Raw genomic sequence first — 17,732 nt, forward strand, 5'->3', positions numbered from 1 at the left:
GACCACCCCCGGAGATCTGTGTGTGCTTCCTACGCGGGGTGGTGGAAGTATTGCGGTTGCGGATATAAACGTGATCTGGTATCGACGAGCAAATCTTCCGCAAAACGGAATCAGCGACCTCGCTGCTGACGCATATGTGGACGTCGTCAATCAGAGCTGTACCGCAACCCTGCATGGCCTCCTCGATGTGGAATTCTCGGGTACTTGGGTAAGTGATCCTGACGCCACACGCAGAGCCGAGAATAAGCTCGTACAGCTCCGCGCCGCCGGCTTGGCCGGTTTCAAGGTCCCTCGGACCTTGGTCTCGCAGGATCCTGAAGAGATCATGCGTTTCTATGAGGCCGTCAGTGGAAACGCCATCATGAAGCCGGTTCGAGCATCCAGACATGAACAGCTGCTGACAATGAAGGTCACGCGTGAGCATCTGCTTCATTCGGATGCCCTGCGACTTTGTCCGACCATCTTCCAAGAGTACGTACCTGGAAGTCGGCACCTCAGAGTCCTCTGCTGCGGCTCCGACACATACGCCGTTGAGATCGAGTCTCAAGATTTGGATTGGCGTCCGAACCTTGATGTGCCCTTCACGCCCACAACCCTCGATCCGGTCACGATTGAACGCCTTCACCGAGTGCTCGAATTGTTAAATCTTAGAATGGGAATATTCGATTTAAAGATTTGCGACGGCGAGCCCGTTTGGCTTGAAGTAAATCCTCAAGGACAATTCCTTTTTCTCGAAGGGTTGACCGGGATGGAGTTGACGCATGCCTTCGCCGAGTTCCTTTATGTGACGGCACGGCGCGACATGACGAGTGGACGCCATTCGATGAAAGAGCCCAGGAGGGCATCTACCAGTGCTGACGGGTAGAGATGCTGTTGGTTGGTGCGTCCTTCGATGTCGTACGGCCGGTGTCGACGCCACCGTGCGGGAAGTCTCAGCACAGGCCGGCGGCCGACCGCTCGGGCCAGGGTCGAAATCCCCGCGTCCAAAACTCCTCATCGGCACGAGATGTGACGTCCGTGATCGGTCCTTCGAAACGGGGTTCCGAAGGACCGATCGATCAGGGGAGTACGAGAAGAGGCGGATATCGCGCAGGGCCGTGGCTTTCTGCGCGCACCGCGCCGGTGGTAGGTGATCGCGTTCCGTGACCCGCGCATCATCTTCGAGCGGGTCTTTTCGCGGTTATGAGCAGGCCCGTCGGCCTGTCACGCCGCGGTGGACGCGGCGAAGCCGGCGACCGCGCGGGCGAAGTCCTCGGGCTCCTCGAGGTGGCCGAAGTGGCCGCTGTTCTCCAGGATGAGCAGTTCGGAGCCGGGGATCAGCTTGTCGAGTTCGTGTGCCCAGCGCACCCCGCAGATGACGTCGTACCGGCCGGTGATCACCAGGGTCGGTGTGGTGATCGCCCCCAGCAGCTCCCGGTCGTCGATGACGTCGGGGGCCAGATGCTCGTCGAGACCCGAGATGTGTGATCCGCTCACCGTGGCCCGCAGGGGCGCGAACTCCTCCGCGCGCCCCCAGTAGTCGGCGAAGTAGGCCGGGAGCAGCCCGCGGATCGTGGCGGTGAACTCCTCGTCGTTCGAGATGGCGGGGATCGACCGGAAGGCGTCGAGGACTCCCTGGAGCTCGGGATTGCCCGCGTTCCTCCGGGTGAACTCCTCCATGTTGCGCATGGCCTCGGCGAAGTGCTCGGCCCCGGTGACCGGTGCGCTGTCGTACAGGACGATCCCGGCGAGCCGATCGGCGTGGCGCAGGGCGTAGTGCTGCACCACGAAACCGCCGTGCGAGTGGCCGAGGAGGTACACCTTCGGAAGCGCGAGGTGGTCGATCAGGTCGTCGAGGGCCTCCGCGTAGCGGTCTCGCGTGTAGCCGTGGGGGTGCGTCTCGAGGCGGCCCGATCCGCCCGTGCCGATCGGCTCCACGTACACCACGGTCAGGTGCCGCTCCACCGCCGGCATCCTCATGTACTCCCAGAGCACGCCGGGGCCACCGGAGTGTGCCAGGCACACCGGTCCGGTGCCGTGGACGTGGTAGCGCTGGACGATGCCGTTCAGGTCGACGGCGTGGGTGCCGGGCGACAGCGGGTTCGTGTCGAGGGCGTTCATGGGATCTCCGGTCGTGTGGTGTCGTCACTGACACCGACAGGACGCGGGGGCGGCGGGTAAGTTCGATCCGGTCCCTGTGATCGTGGTCACAGCCGCAGCCGCGGGTGGAGCCGCCGTTCCGTGCTCAGGCCGGTCCGGAGGGCCGTGGATCGTGAAGGGCCGTTCCTGAGGGCCGCGGATGGTAGAGCCGCAGCTGGTGGACCCGCCCCTTGTCGAGGGACATGAGCCAGGTCACGGCGGGCGGGCAGTGTTCCGGGTTATCCACCGGATTGACGATGTCCATCTCCCAGATGGTGATGTCACGGCTGGCGACCACGTGGGCGAGGTGCTGGCGGACCCCGGCCTCCAGATCGCCCTCCATTCCCCTGAGCAGGAAGTCGTGCCCGATCGTCGGGCGCTCCCCGACGAGCAGCGCGACCTCCGGCGACCACCGTTCGGCCAGGACCTCGGCGAACCTCCCCCGCGCGGCCGCCTCCAGGGTCTCCAGGGCCTCCCGCCGGCTCGCCGCGGCCAGCTCGGCGGCGTCGCCGTGCGCCGAGTCCGCGGTCGCCCGCAGGGCCTCGGCCAGCTTGGCCCTCCCCTGACTGAGCCGGCTGCGAACCGTGCCCACCGGTACCGCGCAGGCCGCCGCTATCTCCTGGTAGGACGTGACGCGACTGCTGAAGTGCCGCAGCATGACGGCCGTCCGGACGGGCGGGGGCAGTTCCTCGATCGCCCGCCAGACCCAGTCGCGCAGCGCGTGCCGCTCCAGTGCCTGCTCGGGGGTCGCGTCCGGGGAGGGCAGCGCGAGCTCGTCGAGGAACCGGGTGTCGTGGGCGGACCGGAGACGCGTCCGGCACGCGTTGCGGACGATCATCCGCAGCCACGGTCCCACCGCGGCGGGGTCCCGGACGTCGCCGATCCGCCGGAGCGCGACCAGCGCCGCGTCCTGTACGGCGTCGTCCGCGTCCGGCCCGTGCCCCAGCAGGCTCAGCGCCACCGCGCGCATGCCCGCCCGGTGGCGCTCCAGCAGCAGCCCCAGCGCCGCGACGTCCCCGGACTGGGCGCCGAGGGTGAGTTCCGGGTCCGAGATCCCGCTGGCCGTCATGCCGGTCCACCTCTTGCTCCGGCCGTCTCCACGGTCCGGCCGATTCGCTCCGGCCGTCCTTATGGTCCGGCCGATGCCGCTCGCGACCGTGGTCCCGCAGGTGGTGACGGTCGCATCCATGATCGTTGATCGTCCGTGCTCGGTTCCGCACGGGCGCCCAGCATACTTCGGGGTGCCGGATGCGCCGGCGGCGGCGAGCTCCGCCGGGTGGGCCGCCACCCCGCGAACCGCGGAGGCGGGCCGCCTGCGGGCCGCGCCCCAAGACGGTCGTCGTACGCGCGGCGGGTCCGTCGTCTCAGAGTTTGATGACGACCTTTCCCGGCACGTGCCCCTTCTCCTGGTATTCGACGGCCGTCCGGATCTCCTCGAACGGGTAGAGCCGATCGATGACCGGGGTGACCTTCCCGGCCTCGATGAGCTCGGTCAGCGTCACCAGGTTCCTCTTGTTCTCCGTGTAATGGACCACGTCCGTCCTGGCCGTCCGCTGGGACACGAACGGCGCGGTCGCGAGGGCCGAGAACATGTGACCGACGGGTCGCAGCCATCGGCCGCCCGGCCCGCCGACGATGACGTAGGCCCCTTTGGGAGTCAACGTCCGGCGGCAGGCCGACACCGGGCGGCCCCCCGCGACGTCCAGCAGGAGGTCGTAGCGCCGCTCGTCCCGGGTGAAGTCCTCCTTGGTGTAGTCGATGACCTTGTCGGCGCCGATCGACCGGACCATGCCCACGTTCCCCGTGCCGCAGACGCCGGTGACCTCCGCGCCGAACGCGCGGGCGATCTGCACGGCGAACGTCCCCACCCCTCCCGAGGCGCCGTTGACGAGGACCCGGTGCCCCGGCTGGATCCGTCCGTCGTCGCGCAGGCCCAGCAGGGCGGTGCACGCCGCCATCGGTACCGCCGCCGCCTGCTCGTACGACAGGTTCTTCGGTTTCGGCGCCAGCCTGTCCTCCCTGACGCACACGTACTCGGCGAAGCCGCCCTCCTCGAGCAGCGCGAACACCTCGTCGCCGGGGCGGAACGCCGTCACGTTCGCGCCGACCGCCTCGACCTGCCCGGCCACGTCGGCGCCCAGGATGGCGAGCTTCGGGGCGCGAAACCCCAGGGCGCCGGGCATCAGGCGCGCGACGTACGGCTCGCCTCTCATGTTGTGCCAGTCGTAGGGGTTGACGGAGGTGGCGCGCACCCGGACGAGCACCTCGCCGTCGCCGGGAACGGGCGTGTCGATCTCCGTCAGATCGAGGACGTCGGGGGAGCCGTACGAGCGCAGGACGAACGCTTTCAACGCATTCTCCTCATCCATCGCGGGTGGGTACGGGTCTGTCGGGGCGCCACGCCCACGGATCGGTGCCGGTGGATCGGTGGCGTCGCCGACCAGGTGGCGCCGAGGGTGTCTCGGGCCATGAGAATCACGGTAGAAGGCCTCCGCGAGGGACTCATCAGCCGAAAGTACGCCCGATCGATGGACGATCGGCGGGCTCCGGGCGGGCCGTTCCACCGGCGGGCCGCCACCGTCCGAGCCGTTCCCCTCGCCGCCCGGATCAGCTCCGAAGGCGCCTGGTCTCGTAGGCCCACATGGCGATCTCGACGCGGTTGCGGGCACCGAGCTTGGCCATCAGGCTCGCGATGTGGGACTTGACGGTGCTGAGGGAGATGTGGAACTCGTCGGCGATCTCGACGTTGGTCCGCCCCCGTGCCACGGTGACGAGGATCTGTTCCTCCCGGTCCGTGAGCGCCTCGACGGGGTGCAGCGAGGGTGAGGTGGGCCCGGCGTCGGCGAAGGCGCCGAGCAGCCGCGCGGTGACGCTCGGGGCGATGAGCGCGTCACCGCCGGCGGCGGCGTGGACGGCCTGGGAGAGCATGACGGTGCCGGCGTCCTTGAGCAGGAAACCCCTGGCACCGGCCCGCAGCGCGGCGTAGACGTATTCGTCGAGGTCGAACGTGGTGATGACGACGACGGCGAGGGGATCGTCGACGTCCGGCCCGGCGAGGAGGCGGGTGGCCTGGATGCCGTCGAGGCCGGGCATGCGGATGTCGAACAGGCACACGTCGGGGCGCAGGCGCCGCGCGAGCTCGACGGCTCGCCGCCCGTCGGCGGCCTCGCCGACGACCTCGATGTCCGGCTGGGCGTCGAGGATCATCGCGAGCCCGGTACGGACGATTTCCTGGTCGTCGGCGACGAGCACCCGGATGCTCACGCCGTCGCCCCTGCCCGGGGCAGTACGGCGGTGACGGTCCAGCCCCGCTCGGGGTTCGGGCCGGCCTCGCAGGTGCCGCCGAGCAGCTCGGCGCGTTCGATCATGCCGATGAGCCCGTATCCCGGCGCGGGCGGGCGTACGGAACCGGTGTCGCCGTCGTCGCTCACGCGCAGGCGCACCGACGTGTCGTCGGCGGTGACGCGGACCTCGACGCGGGTGGCGTGGCGGGCGTGCCGCCGGGCGTTGGTGACCGACTCCTGGGCGAGGCGGTAGATCGCGGCCTCGACCGAAGGGGGGAGGTCGCCGAGGTCGTCCGGGATCTCCACGTCGACGGACGGACCGGAGCCGCCCCGGCCCGCGAGCTGCCGGAGGTCGGTGACGCGCCGGCCGGGTGCCAGCTCCGCAGGTTGGGTCCGGCGCAGGACGCGGACCATGGCGCGCATCTCGGCGAGGGCGCGCGACGCCTCGGCCTCGATCACGTGGAGCGCCTCGGTCGCGGCGTTCGGTCGCGACGCCGAGGTGGCGATGCCGGCCTGGGCGCGGATCGCCATCGCCGAGACGTGGTGGGCGACGATGTCGTGCAGGTCGCGCGCCAGCTGCTCGCGTTCGAGCATCTTGACCTGGTCGAGCTCGCGCATCCTCGCCCGCGCCCGGTACCGGAGCGCTCCGCCCAGGGCGACGGCGGAGAACATGACGGCGAACGCGGCGACCACGTCGGCGGGGGCGAGGCGGTCGAAGACGATCGAGAGGTGAACCGCGACGAGCATGATCGTCAGCCCGATCACCGCCTCGCGTCCGGACCCCCACCGGAACAGCGAGTACACCACGAGCAGCAGATAGGCCATCGTGTACGTCTCCGCGGAGTCGCCGCCCGTCAGCAGCGGGGCCAGGCTCGTGACGCCGAAGACGATCATGACCACCGGCAGCGGTCTGGTCCGGCGCCACAACAACGTGGGGATCAGCCCGACGGTGACCGCCACCGAGACGGCCCGCCACGGAAGGTCCGGCCGCAGCACCCCTTCGAGCAGCGCGATCGGCACGAGCACCCCTACGAGCACCCAGTCCCGCCACGCCCGCGGCGGCGGGTCGGGAGGGCGGGGCTCGTCCCACACGGAGCGAACAAGGGGGAGCACCTCCTCATGGTACGAGAGCACGCACCACTTCGGATCGGCCCAAAGTACGAGAGGCGCGTTCCACCGGCGGTTCGTGGCGGCCCCACCGCGTCACCGGTCGCCGGGTGACGCCAGGCGGGCGGTCTGGGTCTTGAGGACCGCGATGGTGTTGGTGACGTCGATCCTCGTCTCCGCCAAGAACCCGACGGTGATCGCCTTCACGTTCGCCTGGATGGCCGGGGTGGCCCGCCGGATGATCCTTTCCGGCGGGCCGAGAGGGCCGCCGGTTCTCCCGCGGGCCCCGGCGCCGGCGGTTGACGGCGGGCGGACGTCCGGCCCGTCACCTCATGACGTCCTGGTGGGCCCGCCGCTGGGGCGGGATGGTGCCGAGCGCGTCACCTTCCACCGGCGTCTCCCCGACCGGCGTCTCCCTGACGGCCGGCGCCCGCCGGTGGCGGGCGACGCGCGGGACCGCGGCGACGAACAGCGCGCCCAGCAGGGCGGGCAGGACGAACCCGTAGAAGTTCCATGCGAATCCGAGCCCGGAGCCCAGCAGCCAGCCGCCCAGGAGCGGGCCGGCGATCGCGCCGGCCCTGCCCACGCCGAGCGTCCAGCCGAGGGCGGAGCCCCTGCCGGAGGCCGGGTAGAAGATCGCCACGTAGCCGTTGACCAGGATCTGGGTTCCCACGCTGCCCAGCCCCGCGACGGCGACGCAGAGCATCAGCAGGCCGGTGCCCAGGTCGAGGCTCATCAGGTAGATGGACACGGTGGCGGCCAGGAAGGCGCAGACCGTGATGGCCTTGGCCCCGATCCTGTCGGCGAGGGCCGACATCACGATGGTGCCGGCGATCGCCCCGACGTTCAGGACGAGCAGGAACCGCAGCGAGGGCCCGAGGGGATAGCCGGCCTCGCGCATGATCTGCGGCAGCCAGGTGTTGAGTCCGTAGACCAGCAGCAGGCCGCAGAAACTGGCCGCTCCGAAGAGAAGGGTGGCGGCGAGGTAGCCCCGCCGGAACGGCAGCGTGAAACCCTTCCCCGCGCGCGGCCCGGCGGGCTCGTCGCGACCGTCGCCGAGGTCCAGCCCGTAGCGGGCGGCCACGGCCTCGGCCTCGGCCCGGCGTCCCCGCGCCAGCAGATGGCTCGCCGACTCGGGAAGCAGCCAGATCGCGAGCGGCAGGATCAGCACGATGGGCGCGGCTCCGACCAGGAACATCACCCGCCAGCCGTGCTCGGCGAGAAGCGCCATGGCCACCAGCGCGGTCAGGCAGCCGCCCACCGGATAACCGCAGAACATGAGCGCGTTGTAGAGGTTGCGCCGGTTCCTCGGGGCGTATTCGACGGTCAGTGCGATCGTCGTCGGTACGACACCTCCGAGGCCGAGACCCGCGACGAAGCGGAACAGGCCGAGGGTCTCGGGTGACGACGCCGTGGCGCACAGCACCATGGCCACGGAGAACCACGCGATGCTGACAAGGATGATCTTTCGTCGCCCGACGACATCGGTGATCATGCCCGCCACGACCGCGCCGATCAGCATCCCGATCAGGGCGTAGCTCCCGATGGCCCCCGCCTGCGCCGGGGTGAGACCCCACTCCTGGTCGCCGAGCAGGCTGGGAACCACCGACCCGTAGACGATCAGGTCGTAGCCGTCGAAGACGATCGTGAAGAAGCAGATGGCGACGACGGCGAGCCCGCTCCTGGGGCGCGCGGGCGACGAACGGTCGGTCGTGTGCATTGTTCACTCCGAAACGTGAGGCTCGGATATAAGCGTTGTGGCGAAATTACAACGCGTGCACGACGACGGTCCAATAAAACATCATGCTGAAAACGATAAGTGAATTCTAATGGCTGCTTTTCTTATTCCCCGGTACGGGAAACCGCGCCGGCTGCCATTGGTACATGGATATGTCGTGACGGTCAAGCGCGGATCACGGGGTGAGCGTCTCGACGGACACCTGCCAGAGACGGGCGGCCGCCTCGGGGTCGAGGGCGTACGCGGCGACCCCGGTGCGGGTGCCCGGCAGGTTCGAGCCGGCCTCGTTGCAGTCCTCGAAGTAGCGCCCGCCGACGCCTTCGAGCAGCGGCGACGTCGCGACCAGCACGGACGTGGCGGCACCCTGCTCGGGCGTCTTCCACGTGATGCCCGAGCCGGCGGCCGCCGCGATCGCCCGGTCGAGCTCCTCCTGGGAGACGTGCCGCTGCAGGTTGGTCCGGATGCCGCCGGGCATGAGCGCGTTGACGGTGATGCCGTCGCTCTCCCAGCGCCTCGTCGCCTCGACCCCGAACAGCACGTTGGCCGTCTTGGACTGCCCGTACGCGGACCACGGCTCGTACGCGCGCTCCCTGAAGTGGATGTCCTCGAAGACGACCGGCGAGCGCAGGTGCGCGCTCGAACTGACCGACACGACGCGGGCGCCGCCGGCCGCCGCGAGTGCCCGGTGCAGCCCGGTGGCGAGCGCGAAGTGGCCGAGGTGGTTGGTGGCGAACTGCAGCTCCCAGCCCTCCGGGGTGCGCGTCTCGGGCGACGCCATGACGCCGGCGTTGTTGACGAGGATGTGCAGCGGGCCGTCCCACGCGGCCGTGAACGCCGCCACGGACGCCTGGTCGGCGAGGTCCAGCGGTGCGACGAGGACCTGCTTGCCGCCGGTGGTCGCGATGATGTCGTTCGCGGTGCGCTCTCCGGCGTCGAGGTCGCGTACCGCCAGCGTCACCTCCGCGCCCGCCCCGGCGAGCGCCCGCGCCGTCTCGATGCCGATGCCGGACGCTCCGCCGGTCACGACGGCGCGGCGGCCGGTGAGGTCGATGCCGTCCACGACCTCGGCGGCGGTGGACGCGGCGGTGAACGGGGTGCTGATACGTGCGGTCTCAGTCATGATCGTGCCTGTCCTGTCGGCGATGTGCTCGGCGATGTGCTCGGTTGTGCGAAGGGGAGGCCCGGCCGGTACGATGTGAAAACGGAGGATCCTCCACTACGAACCACTGTAAGTGGAGTTTCCTCCGCTTAGCAAGTCGCCCCCCCGGCGTCCAGCGCGCCGGCTACCACGTCCGCAGGGACTGACGAGGAGAAACCGTGTCGGCCACCGGCCCCCGACCGTTGCGCGCCGACGCGCGGCGCAACCGCGAACGGCTGCTGGAGGTCGCCGTGCGCGCGTTCTCCCACGACGGGCCGGACGTGACGCTCGACGCGATCGCGAAGGCCGCGGGCGTCGGCATCGGCACGCTCTACCGCCATTTCCCCACCCGCGAGGCGCTCATCGAGGAGGCGTACCGCAGCGAGCTGAACAGGCTGTGCGACGTCGTGCCGGACCTGCTGGGGGCGATGCCGCCGGACGAGGCGACGCGCACCTGGATGGATCGCTTCGTCGACTACATGACGACCAAGCGCGGCATGGCCGACGCGTTGCACGCGGTCATCGCGTCCGGCGGGAATCCGTACGCGCAGAGTCGCGACCGGCTGGTCGAGGCGATGACGACGCTGCTCCGGGCGGGTGCCGCCGCCGGGACCGTGCGCTCGGACGTCGATCCGGTCGACGTGCTCACGGGCATGGGCGGTGTGTCCCTCGCCGCGGGAGAGCCCGCGCAGCGCGACCAGGCCCACCGCCTGCTCGACCTGCTGATGGACGGCCTGCGCTACCGCGCCACCGCCCCCTGAGAACGGCGAGGCCGTGGGCCTCCGCGGCGGCGGAGACCCACGGCGTGGGGTGGAACGCCTGATCAGCGAGGAGAGCGCTATGACCACCGCTGATCAGGCGGGCTCAGGACCTCAGGGGTAGGAGACGAGCTTGGACGGGATCGTCGCGGTGCCGAAGGCGGGACCGCCCACACCGTTGATCACGTGGTTGATCCGGCCGTTGCCGCCGAGGGAGACGGTGAGCAGGCTGTGGAACTTCACGCCCGGCTTCACCGGAGTCTCGAACGCGTTCTCCACCTCGATCGTCGGGTCGACGTTGAAGTAGACGTAGCTGCCGAGTCCCCAGCCCTCGTGGGTGTTGACCGCGGGGCCGACCTTGTAGGCCGCCCACCCCTTGGTGGTGCCGTTCATGTAGGCCGCCTGGTTCGGCGGGTCGTACGCCTTCTCGTTCTGGAAGAAGATCGTCCGGCCGCGCTCGCCGTACCACTCGACGTCGTACTTGCGGTAGTGCTCGACGAACAGGCCGGTGGCCAGGACGTCGTCGCCGTTGACGATGAGGCCGGTCTCGGCGGTGTTGACGTTCCAGCCGATGCCCTCGCCGTGGTCACCGCGCCACAGCCACGTGTGGTCAATGATCACGTCGTCGCTGTTGACGACGACGCTGGTGGTGGCGTTGCCGGCGAAGGCGCCGCCGATGCGGACGAAGACGTCCTGCAGCGTGGTCGGGTTGGCGGCGTGGTCCGCGCTCGACCCCGGCGGGCCGACCTCGATGAGCACGTCGGACTTCTGCGGGCCCGCGTCGACGAGGAAGCCGGCGAGCTTCACGCCGTCCACGTCGGCCACCTTGACAGCGGTGGAGCCGCCGCCCGGGATGATCGTCGCGAGACCGAGGCCGAGGACGACGGTGTTCGCGCGGGTCACGTTGATCGGCTGGTCCAGGTTGTAGATGCCGGGGGTGAGCAGCAGGTGCAGGCCCTGGCCGAGCGCGGCGTTGATGGTCGCGGCCGAGTCGCCGGGCTTGGCGACGAAGAACTGGCCGAGCGGGAGCGAGGTGCCGGGGGTGGAACCGTTCGCCCAGCTCACGCCGCGCGCGTTGGTCCGCTTGGCCGGGACGAACACCCGGTAGGCACCGCCGCCGTCGACGTAGAGGTACGGCTTCTCGCGGCTGATCGGGGTGTTCTCCAGCGTGGTGTAGGACTGGTCGAGGAAGTTGGTCGCGGGGGCGCCCTGCACCCCGGAGAAGACCATGTTCCACACGCCGTTGACCCAGCCGCCGACGGAGCTGTCACGGGTGTACCACTGCTGCTGCGAGTACGGGCCGACGGCACCGTCGATCTTGCTGTCGGCGATGTAGCCGCCGCTGGCCCAGCCGTAGCCGGTGGGGGCCAGGTTCAGCGCGCCCTTGATGTGCATGCGGCGGAACGGCGCGGCCTGGGAGACGGCCCACTGGTTGGTGCCGCCGGGCGGCTGGACCGACAGGTTCTCCGTCGAGCGCCAGAAGTTCTGGGTCGCGTTGCCGTTGAACCAGCCCGCGTCGACGGTCACGCCGTTGAGGGTGACGTCGTCGGGGTTCTGGCCCAGACCGATGATCGAGGTGTAGAAGCCGACCTTGGCGTTCACGTTGTAGGTGCCCGGCTTGAACAGGAAGGCGTGGCGCCCGGTGCCGAACTGGGCCGACTCCTGCTGGGTGAAGACCGCGTCGAGCTGGCTCTGGATGGTGGCGCTGGACATCGACGGATCGAAGACGTGGACGTTCGGGCCCAGTGGCCCGCCACCGGGGATCTCAGGACCGCTCGACGTGGTGTACACGGCGAACTCCCACAGTGAGTAGCCGTAGGCGGTGCCTCGCGCACTGCCCAGCATCCGGACGTACCGGGCGGAGCCGGTCACGTCATGCGACTGAACGCCGCCGGTGGAGCCGGTGACGGTCTTCAGGTCGGTCCAGGTCGTGCCGTTGGTCGACCCCTGGAGCTTGAAGGCGCTCGCGTACGCGGCCTCCCACCTCAGGTCGATCTTGCAGAGGGTCTGCGCCGAGCCGAGGTCCACCTGGACCCACTGCGGGTCGCTGGCCGCGCTGGCCCAGCGGGTCCCGTTGTTGCCGTCGAAGGCGGCGCTCGCGGGGGTTCCGGCGTTCTCGGTCGAGGAGGCGCTGTAGGTCTTGCTCAGCGCGGCGTTGGTGGTCCCGCAGGGCCCGCCGGGGTCGGGGCCGCCGTCGGGGCCGAAGACCTGGAACTCCCAGAGGGAGTAGCCGTAGCCGGTGGCCCGGGTGACCCCCTGCATCCGGACGTACCGGCCGGTGCCGGTGACGTCCCAGGTGTCGATCCCGCCGTCACCGCCGGTGACGGTCTTCAGGTCCGTCCACGTGGTTCCGTTCGTGGAGAGCTGGATCTTGTATCCGCTGGCGTACGCGGCCTCCCAGTTCAGCACGACCTTGTTGACGCTGGTCGAGGCGCCGAGGTCCACCTGGAGCCATTGGGCGTCGGTGGCGGCACTGGACCAGCGGGTGCCGGCGTTGCCGTCGACCGCGGCGGCCGGGGCGGTGCCGGCGTTCTCGGACGACGAGGCCGTCGCGGTCTTGCCCTGCGACAGCAACGTGTCGGCGAAGGCGGGGGTCGACGGTACTGCGAGCAGAGCTGCCGCGACTGCCGTGGCAGTCCATAAGGCGGCAGGACGGAACAGACCTCTCATGCATGTCTCCACTGCGGATCCGGGGGGTGGAAGGGCTAACTGCAGGTGAAGGGCGACTTACGGGGAACGGTAAATCAACGCCTTATTTCTATACTTAATTTAACTTGTCAGAAACATGGCGTCAATGGGTCGAAAGTCATGGACGGCCGATTTGCGGGAGGGTCCGCGATCCCGCCGGCCGCGGGCCCGCGCGCGGGCCGGGGGCCGGCCCGGGACCCTGTGCGGCAGGGCCCGGGCGGACGCCGTCAGTCCTCGTCGGCGGGCATGGCGAAGAGCCGGATGTGCATGGGGCGCGCACCGGGGGACGCGTCCTCGGGCAGGGGGCTGTACTTCATCAGCAGCGCGACGTAGGCCTCGAAGAACTCCTTGAACTCGGCCTTGGTCATCCGGCCCAGGCCGCGCGATCCGGTGGCCCACTCGGGATCGCGCAGGTAGGCCTCGGGGAACCGCTCGATCAGCTCGCGGTCCTCTTCCATGCCGACCCGGTGGAACTCGGCGAGCGCGGGACGGTCTTCGGGGGCGAGCTGTTCGGGCCTGGGAAGCCGCAGGTCACGCGGCCCCCTGGCCTTGCGCCACCAGCGCTCCCTGCCGGTCGAGCGCTCAGGGACCTCCTCGATGAAGCCGTACTTCTCCAGCTGGCGCAGGTGGTAGCTCGTCGTGCCGGTCTTCGCGCCGAGCAGCTCACCGAGCGTGGTGGAGGTCGCGGGACCGTGCACGTTGAGATGGCGCAGCATGAGCCGCCGCATGGGGTGGGCGAGGGCCTTGAGCTTCCCGGGGTCGTCGAGCAGGAACGGCTCGTCATCCTTCATGAGGAGCAGCCTAGTCCTGCAGAACGATATCTGCAGACAAAGCTTTGCCGAGAAGTCTCTGCAGAGTAGGTTCGGTACATGAGAAGAATCCCCCCGGTCTCCTTGGGACTCCGGGCCGTGGTCGCCACCACCGCCCTCTGCCTGCTCGCGGTTCCGGCGGCCGCCGCCGCCACACCCGCGGCTCCCGCCACCGCCCCGGCCCTCGTCACCGCGGCCGCGGCTTTCGCCACCCCGGCCCCGACGAGCGCCGCACCCCCCGTCGTCCCGCCCGACCTCGCGGCGACGGAAGTGGGTTTCCGCGGTGGCGGGAACCTCCCCATGCGCGGCACGGTCGTCTCGCCCACCGGCGCGGGATCCGCGCGTCCCGGCATGGTCCTGGTGCACGGCGCGGGCACCGGCACGCCCCGCGAGAAGCTGATGGGCGAGGCCGTCGCGTTCGCCCGTCAGGGAATGTCCGTGCTGATCTACGACAAGCGGTCGGAGGGCTACTCGCTCTTCGAACGGTCCTACTCGTTGCTCGCCGACGACGCGCTCGCCGCCCTGGCCGTGCTCCGCTCCCAGCCGGGCGTCGACCCGGCGAAGGTCGGCATGTGGGGACTCAGCGAGGGCGGCTGGGTGGTCCCCATCGCGGCGGCGCGGTCGGGCGACATCGCCTTCGTCGTGCTCGTGGGCGCCAACGGGCTGCCGCCGCTGCGGCAGCAGACCTGGGCCGTGGCGGCCGGGCTGCGCAAGGCGGGGGTCTCGGGATCGCTGATCGACCGGGCCGAGTTCAACCTGTACCGGACGATCGCCGACGGCGGCATGTTCCCCGAGCCGTACTACGACCCCGAGCCGACGATCGCCGCGGTACGCCAGCCGGTGCTCGGCATCTGGGGCACCCACGACCTGCTGACCCCGCCCGAGGAGAGCCCGCCGATCTTCGCCAGGGCGCTGGAGAAGGGGGGCAACGAGCACTACACGTTCCGCTTCCTCCCCGGTGCGGACCATGCCGCCCACCAGAGTCCCGACGGCGGCGTCACCCGGTCGCCCGAACTCGCCCCCGGCTACGCGGACCTCGTCGGCTCCTGGGTCGGCGACGTCACGGCGGGCAGGCCGCCGGCGGCGGGAACGTCCGGGCCCGCTCCCGTGCAGGCCTCGCGGACCGTGCCGGTGGATCCTCCCGCCCCGTGGGAGTCGGCGCCGGTCCAGCTCGCGGTCCTGCTGCTGATCCTGGTCGCCTTCACCGCCTACCCGGTGATCGCGCTGGTGCGGCGCCTTCGCGGCCGGTCGCGACCTCCGGTGACCGGGGCCGCGCGGCTGCTCGGCGCCTCGGGGCTCGCGGCGGTCCTCGGATCGTTCCTCTACCTGTTCTACCTGGTGATGACCGGCGGCAAGCTGGCCGCTCCCGGGCCCGTGCTGGCGGGGCGCCCGGTGCTCTGGCTGGTGCTGCAGGCCTGCGCGGTGGTCTGCGTGGTCGCGGCGGTCCTCACCGGGCTGGCCTGGCGTCGCGCCCGAGCCTCGGTGCCGCGGGAGGAGGGGGTACGGCTCGGCCTCCTGCTCGCCGGTGGGGCGATGTTCGTTCCGTGGGCCCTCTACTGGGGGTTGTTGCTTCCTTGACGCGAGGCCCGTCGTGGCGTCCGGCAGGTCACACCCGCGAAGGTGACCGTACGCCGGGCGCCGTTCGCGGGTGTCCGGCCGGCGCCTTCCCACGATGAAAGGCGTGCCGTCGGGACGATCTCGTTCGCCTGAAATCAACGGAGGGAAGTGATATAAGTGCTGATAAATTATTTATCTGCAGTAATTCTGACATACGGGACATTTGTGGTGGTATGAGAGTTTTTATATTGTCCGTGGCGGCCGTTGGCACCCTGATCGCCGTCATCGGCTGGCTGGGGGCCATCGACGTCCGGGACACCTTCTCCGCCTCGGCCGTGAGCTCCGCCACAGGTCCCACCGCGAGTGCGGGCAGGGAGGCGATCAGAGGCTTCCTGGAGGCGGGCAAGGGGGCGAGCGGCGCTTCCACGTTGGTGAACGGCGGGGTGAACGCCGCTCCCGCGACGCCGGCCAAGCAGGTGGTCAGGACCTCCGTGACGAGGGCCGGCGGCAAGTCCTACCTCAGGGTGCAGGTGACGAACGGATACGGGACCGCCAAGCGGTTCTCCGTGAAACAACGTGTCTGCGTGAAGAAGAAGTGCCGGACGGTGATCACCGGCCTGTCGGTGAGTGCCGGGCGGACGGCCTGGCACGAAACGTATCTCGGTACCGGCATCTACAAGAAGAGCGGCAGCTCCTCCGTTTCCGTGACGACAGTGCCGGCGCGGACGACCCCCGCACCCCGGGTGACCGTCACCGTGCGGCCCACCACCCCGGCCGTGACCACCACGATCACGGTGACCGAGACCGTGACCACCACCGTGACCACCACCGCGACCGTGACGGCCACCGCGACGGCGACCGTCACCGCGACCGCCACAGTCACCGCCACGCCCACGCCCACGCCGACACTTACGCGGGTTCCCCCGTCGCCTCCCCCGCCGTCCCTTTCGCCGTCACCCTCCGTGATCCCGACCGGCCCGCTCTGCGACGCGCCTTCCAACGCCTACGGATTCACGTTCTGTCCCGCGGGGAGCAGGGTGTACCCGCCCGCGGACGGCGCCTGCCAGGTTTTCACCTGCATCGAGAACTTCCCCAACGGGAGGGGCCACCTGGTCATGTGCTTCGACGGCAAGGTGAGCATGTCGGGCGGGCTCCAGGGCGTCTGCTCCTCCCACGGCGGGTGGCTGCGGGACGTGAACCGGAACGCCGCGTAGCCAGGACGGCCGATCTTCGCGGCCCCGGCCCCGGTGCCGGTGGCCCACCCGGCACTTCGCCCCGCCGTGCCTTCCCGCGAGCCTCTCCCCGGTCCTTCCCGCGAACGTCTCCCGGTCCTTCCCGCGAACGTCTCCCGGACGTTCCCGCGAACGTCTCCCGGACGTTCCCGCGAACGTCTCCCGGACGTTCCCCGCGACTGTTCCCACGCGGGCGGAAGGCGCGGTCACCCTCACCGTGACCGCGCCTCCCGCCGATACGGGGTGCGGGGGTACGCCCCGTCCCCGTTTCCCGATGTGCTCGCCGGGTTCAGTCGTGCTTGTTCCGTCTGGCGGGGGTTCGCTGGTCCGCCTCGTCGGCCAGCTGATCCTCGACGATGGCGCACCAGCGGTGCCATCGCGCCAGATCCAGATGCTCGTCCACATCGCCCACACCCGCCTCGGCCATGAGCTGGTGGCTGCTCGCCGCCGCCTCGTGGGCGTTGACCAGCGCGTGGTGGCCGTGATTGGCGAGTGATTCGCTGACCGCCAGATTCACGGCTATCTCTCCCATTGTCTTGGGCCGTCCCGAAAGTTCGTCTCCGAACCCCTTCACGGTGAAGTCGCGGCTCTCCGAATCGTCGCTCATAGCTGCTGAGTGCCCCGCAGGTTCTAGATCTATCTGTGACTTCCGATCCGATGTGGACGATTTCCCGACGTGAGAGCCTTCCCATCGGGGAGCCGCGAGCCGGATCCAGGGCGGTTCCCATGTCCAGGGCGCGATTCGCTTACGGGCGTGTTGCGGTTGGTCGGAGAGCGCCTTCTCACCAAGATCTTTAAAATAGCCTCGGTGCAACCGGCGTAAGGATTGTGGAGGATGACGACGCGGCTTGATCTCTCGGTCCGCAGGCACGAAGGCGTCTCGGTGATCGCGCTCGCCGGTGAGTTGGACAGGCTGTCCAGCCCTCGGCTGCGTGACGTCATGGTCACGCAGCTGGACGACGGGGCGCTTCACCTCGTCCTCGATGTCGCCCGCCTGAGATTCTGCGATTCCACCGGCCTGTGGACCATGCTGGAACTCCAGCGGCGCGCGGGCGCGGCGGGGGGCTGCCTGCGACTGGCCGGTGTCCACGGGGTCCTGGAACGGATCCTGACGATCACCGGCCTCGCGGGCGCGTTCTCCCTCGACCCCGATGTCCCCGCGTCGCTGCGGGCCGTGGCCGCCTCCGTTCCGGACGCGAAGCCTCCGGCGGTGTCTCCGTCCGCCCCGGACGCGTCGCCTCCCGCCGACCCGGGGTGAGGCGAGGCCTTTCCTCTCCGTCCGCCGTCGCGTCCGTCGCACCTC

At 69.8% G+C, this 17,732-nt stretch carries 15 protein-coding genes; 5 read left to right on the forward strand and 10 right to left on the reverse strand.

What is annotated here, in order from left to right; translation table 11 throughout:
- Positions 1-70: 70 nt before the first annotated feature.
- Positions 71-865 carry an ATP-grasp domain-containing protein gene (locus tag ACVCAG_RS13710; protein WP_440083938.1) on the forward strand — a complete coding sequence of 265 codons (795 nt, stop codon included), beginning with the start codon at positions 71-73 and terminating at the stop codon, positions 863-865.
- Between the two features lie 338 nt (positions 866-1,203).
- On the opposite strand, the gene ACVCAG_RS13715 is transcribed toward ACVCAG_RS13710, so the two are convergent.
- The 7 genes from ACVCAG_RS13715 to ACVCAG_RS13745 form a co-directional block, all read right to left on the reverse strand.
- Positions 1,204-2,100, reverse strand: a complete 897-nt coding sequence (locus tag ACVCAG_RS13715; RefSeq protein ID WP_440083939.1) for an alpha/beta fold hydrolase — start codon at positions 2,098-2,100, stop codon at positions 1,204-1,206.
- 124 nt (positions 2,101-2,224) lie between these two features.
- Positions 2,225-3,187: an RNA polymerase sigma factor gene (locus tag ACVCAG_RS13720; protein WP_447189892.1), complete on the reverse strand. Its 963-nt coding sequence runs from the start codon at positions 3,185-3,187 to the stop codon at positions 2,225-2,227.
- A 295-nt stretch (positions 3,188-3,482) separates the two neighbouring features.
- Positions 3,483-4,469 carry a zinc-binding dehydrogenase gene (locus ACVCAG_RS13725; protein ID WP_440083941.1) on the reverse strand — a complete coding sequence of 329 codons (987 nt, stop codon included), beginning with the start codon at positions 4,467-4,469 and terminating at the stop codon, positions 3,483-3,485.
- Positions 4,470-4,725: 256 nt separating this feature from the next.
- Positions 4,726-5,382 (reverse strand): response regulator, encoded by a 657-nt coding sequence (locus ACVCAG_RS13730; protein WP_440083942.1) that lies wholly within the window; start codon positions 5,380-5,382, stop codon positions 4,726-4,728.
- On the reverse strand, positions 5,379-6,515 hold the full coding sequence (locus ACVCAG_RS13735; RefSeq protein WP_447189893.1) for a sensor histidine kinase: 1,137 nt from the start codon (positions 6,513-6,515) through the stop codon (positions 5,379-5,381). The genes ACVCAG_RS13730 and ACVCAG_RS13735 overlap by 4 nt, the downstream gene beginning before the upstream one ends.
- Positions 6,516-6,834: 319 nt before the next feature.
- Positions 6,835-8,229: an MFS transporter gene (locus ACVCAG_RS13740; RefSeq protein WP_447189894.1), complete on the reverse strand. Its 1,395-nt coding sequence runs from the start codon at positions 8,227-8,229 to the stop codon at positions 6,835-6,837.
- Between the two features lie 193 nt (positions 8,230-8,422).
- Entirely contained in the window at positions 8,423-9,367 is a 945-nt protein-coding gene (locus ACVCAG_RS13745) for an SDR family NAD(P)-dependent oxidoreductase (RefSeq protein ID WP_447189895.1), read from the reverse strand.
- A 197-nt stretch (positions 9,368-9,564) separates the two neighbouring features.
- Here ACVCAG_RS13745 and ACVCAG_RS13750 point away from each other — a divergent pair, with 197 nt between their 5' ends.
- The gene (locus ACVCAG_RS13750) at positions 9,565-10,146 is read left to right on the forward strand and encodes a TetR/AcrR family transcriptional regulator (protein ID WP_447189896.1); all 582 of its coding nucleotides are present in this window, start codon (positions 9,565-9,567) and stop codon (positions 10,144-10,146) included.
- 111 nt (positions 10,147-10,257) lie between these two features.
- On the opposite strand, the gene ACVCAG_RS13755 is transcribed toward ACVCAG_RS13750, so the two are convergent.
- Both ACVCAG_RS13755 and ACVCAG_RS13760 read right to left on the reverse strand, forming a co-directional pair.
- Entirely contained in the window at positions 10,258-12,813 is a 2,556-nt protein-coding gene (locus ACVCAG_RS13755; RefSeq protein WP_447189897.1) for a discoidin domain-containing protein, read from the reverse strand.
- Between the two features lie 245 nt (positions 12,814-13,058).
- Positions 13,059-13,622 (reverse strand): ArsR/SmtB family transcription factor, encoded by a 564-nt coding sequence (locus ACVCAG_RS13760; RefSeq protein ID WP_440068031.1) that lies wholly within the window; start codon positions 13,620-13,622, stop codon positions 13,059-13,061.
- Between the two features lie 78 nt (positions 13,623-13,700).
- On the opposite strand from ACVCAG_RS13760, the gene ACVCAG_RS13765 reads away from it, so the two are divergent.
- Entirely contained in the window at positions 13,701-15,218 is a 1,518-nt protein-coding gene (locus ACVCAG_RS13765) for a prolyl oligopeptidase family serine peptidase (protein ID WP_440083948.1), read from the forward strand.
- 233 nt (positions 15,219-15,451) lie between these two features.
- Entirely contained in the window at positions 15,452-16,411 is a 960-nt protein-coding gene (locus tag ACVCAG_RS13770) for a hypothetical protein (protein WP_440083949.1), read from the forward strand.
- Between the two features lie 307 nt (positions 16,412-16,718).
- On the opposite strand, the gene ACVCAG_RS13775 is transcribed toward ACVCAG_RS13770, so the two are convergent.
- Positions 16,719-17,036 (reverse strand): hypothetical protein, encoded by a 318-nt coding sequence (locus tag ACVCAG_RS13775; protein WP_362690354.1) that lies wholly within the window; start codon positions 17,034-17,036, stop codon positions 16,719-16,721.
- Positions 17,037-17,264: 228 nt separating this feature from the next.
- Between ACVCAG_RS13775 and ACVCAG_RS13780 the strand changes: the two genes are divergently transcribed.
- Positions 17,265-17,687, forward strand: a complete 423-nt coding sequence (locus ACVCAG_RS13780) for an anti-sigma factor antagonist (protein ID WP_440083950.1) — start codon at positions 17,265-17,267, stop codon at positions 17,685-17,687.
- Positions 17,688-17,732 lie beyond the last annotated feature (45 nt).

This window comes from Streptosporangium sp. G12 (genome assembly GCF_052983175.1).

What these genes read in the sequence shown, in the direction of transcription:
- ACVCAG_RS13715 (WP_440083939.1), bottom strand. Translation starts at nt 2,100, where the DNA reads ATGAACGCCCTCGACACGAACCCGCTGTCGCCCGGCACCCACGCCGTC.
- ACVCAG_RS13720 (WP_447189892.1), bottom strand. Translation starts at nt 3,187, where the DNA reads ATGACGGCCAGCGGGATCTCGGACCCGGAACTCACCCTCGGCGCCCAG.
- ACVCAG_RS13740 (WP_447189894.1), bottom strand. Translation starts at nt 8,229, where the DNA reads ATGCACACGACCGACCGTTCGTCGCCCGCGCGCCCCAGGAGCGGGCTC.
- ACVCAG_RS13745 (WP_447189895.1), bottom strand. Translation starts at nt 9,367, where the DNA reads ATGACTGAGACCGCACGTATCAGCACCCCGTTCACCGCCGCGTCCACC.
- ACVCAG_RS13755 (WP_447189897.1), bottom strand. Translation starts at nt 12,813, where the DNA reads ATGAGAGGTCTGTTCCGTCCTGCCGCCTTATGGACTGCCACGGCAGTC.
- ACVCAG_RS13760 (WP_440068031.1), bottom strand. Translation starts at nt 13,622, where the DNA reads ATGAAGGATGACGAGCCGTTCCTGCTCGACGACCCCGGGAAGCTCAAG.
- ACVCAG_RS13765 (WP_440083948.1), top strand. Translation starts at nt 13,701, where the DNA reads ATGAGAAGAATCCCCCCGGTCTCCTTGGGACTCCGGGCCGTGGTCGCC.
- ACVCAG_RS13775 (WP_362690354.1), bottom strand. Translation starts at nt 17,036, where the DNA reads ATGAGCGACGATTCGGAGAGCCGCGACTTCACCGTGAAGGGGTTCGGA.
- ACVCAG_RS13780 (WP_440083950.1), top strand. Translation starts at nt 17,265, where the DNA reads ATGACGACGCGGCTTGATCTCTCGGTCCGCAGGCACGAAGGCGTCTCG.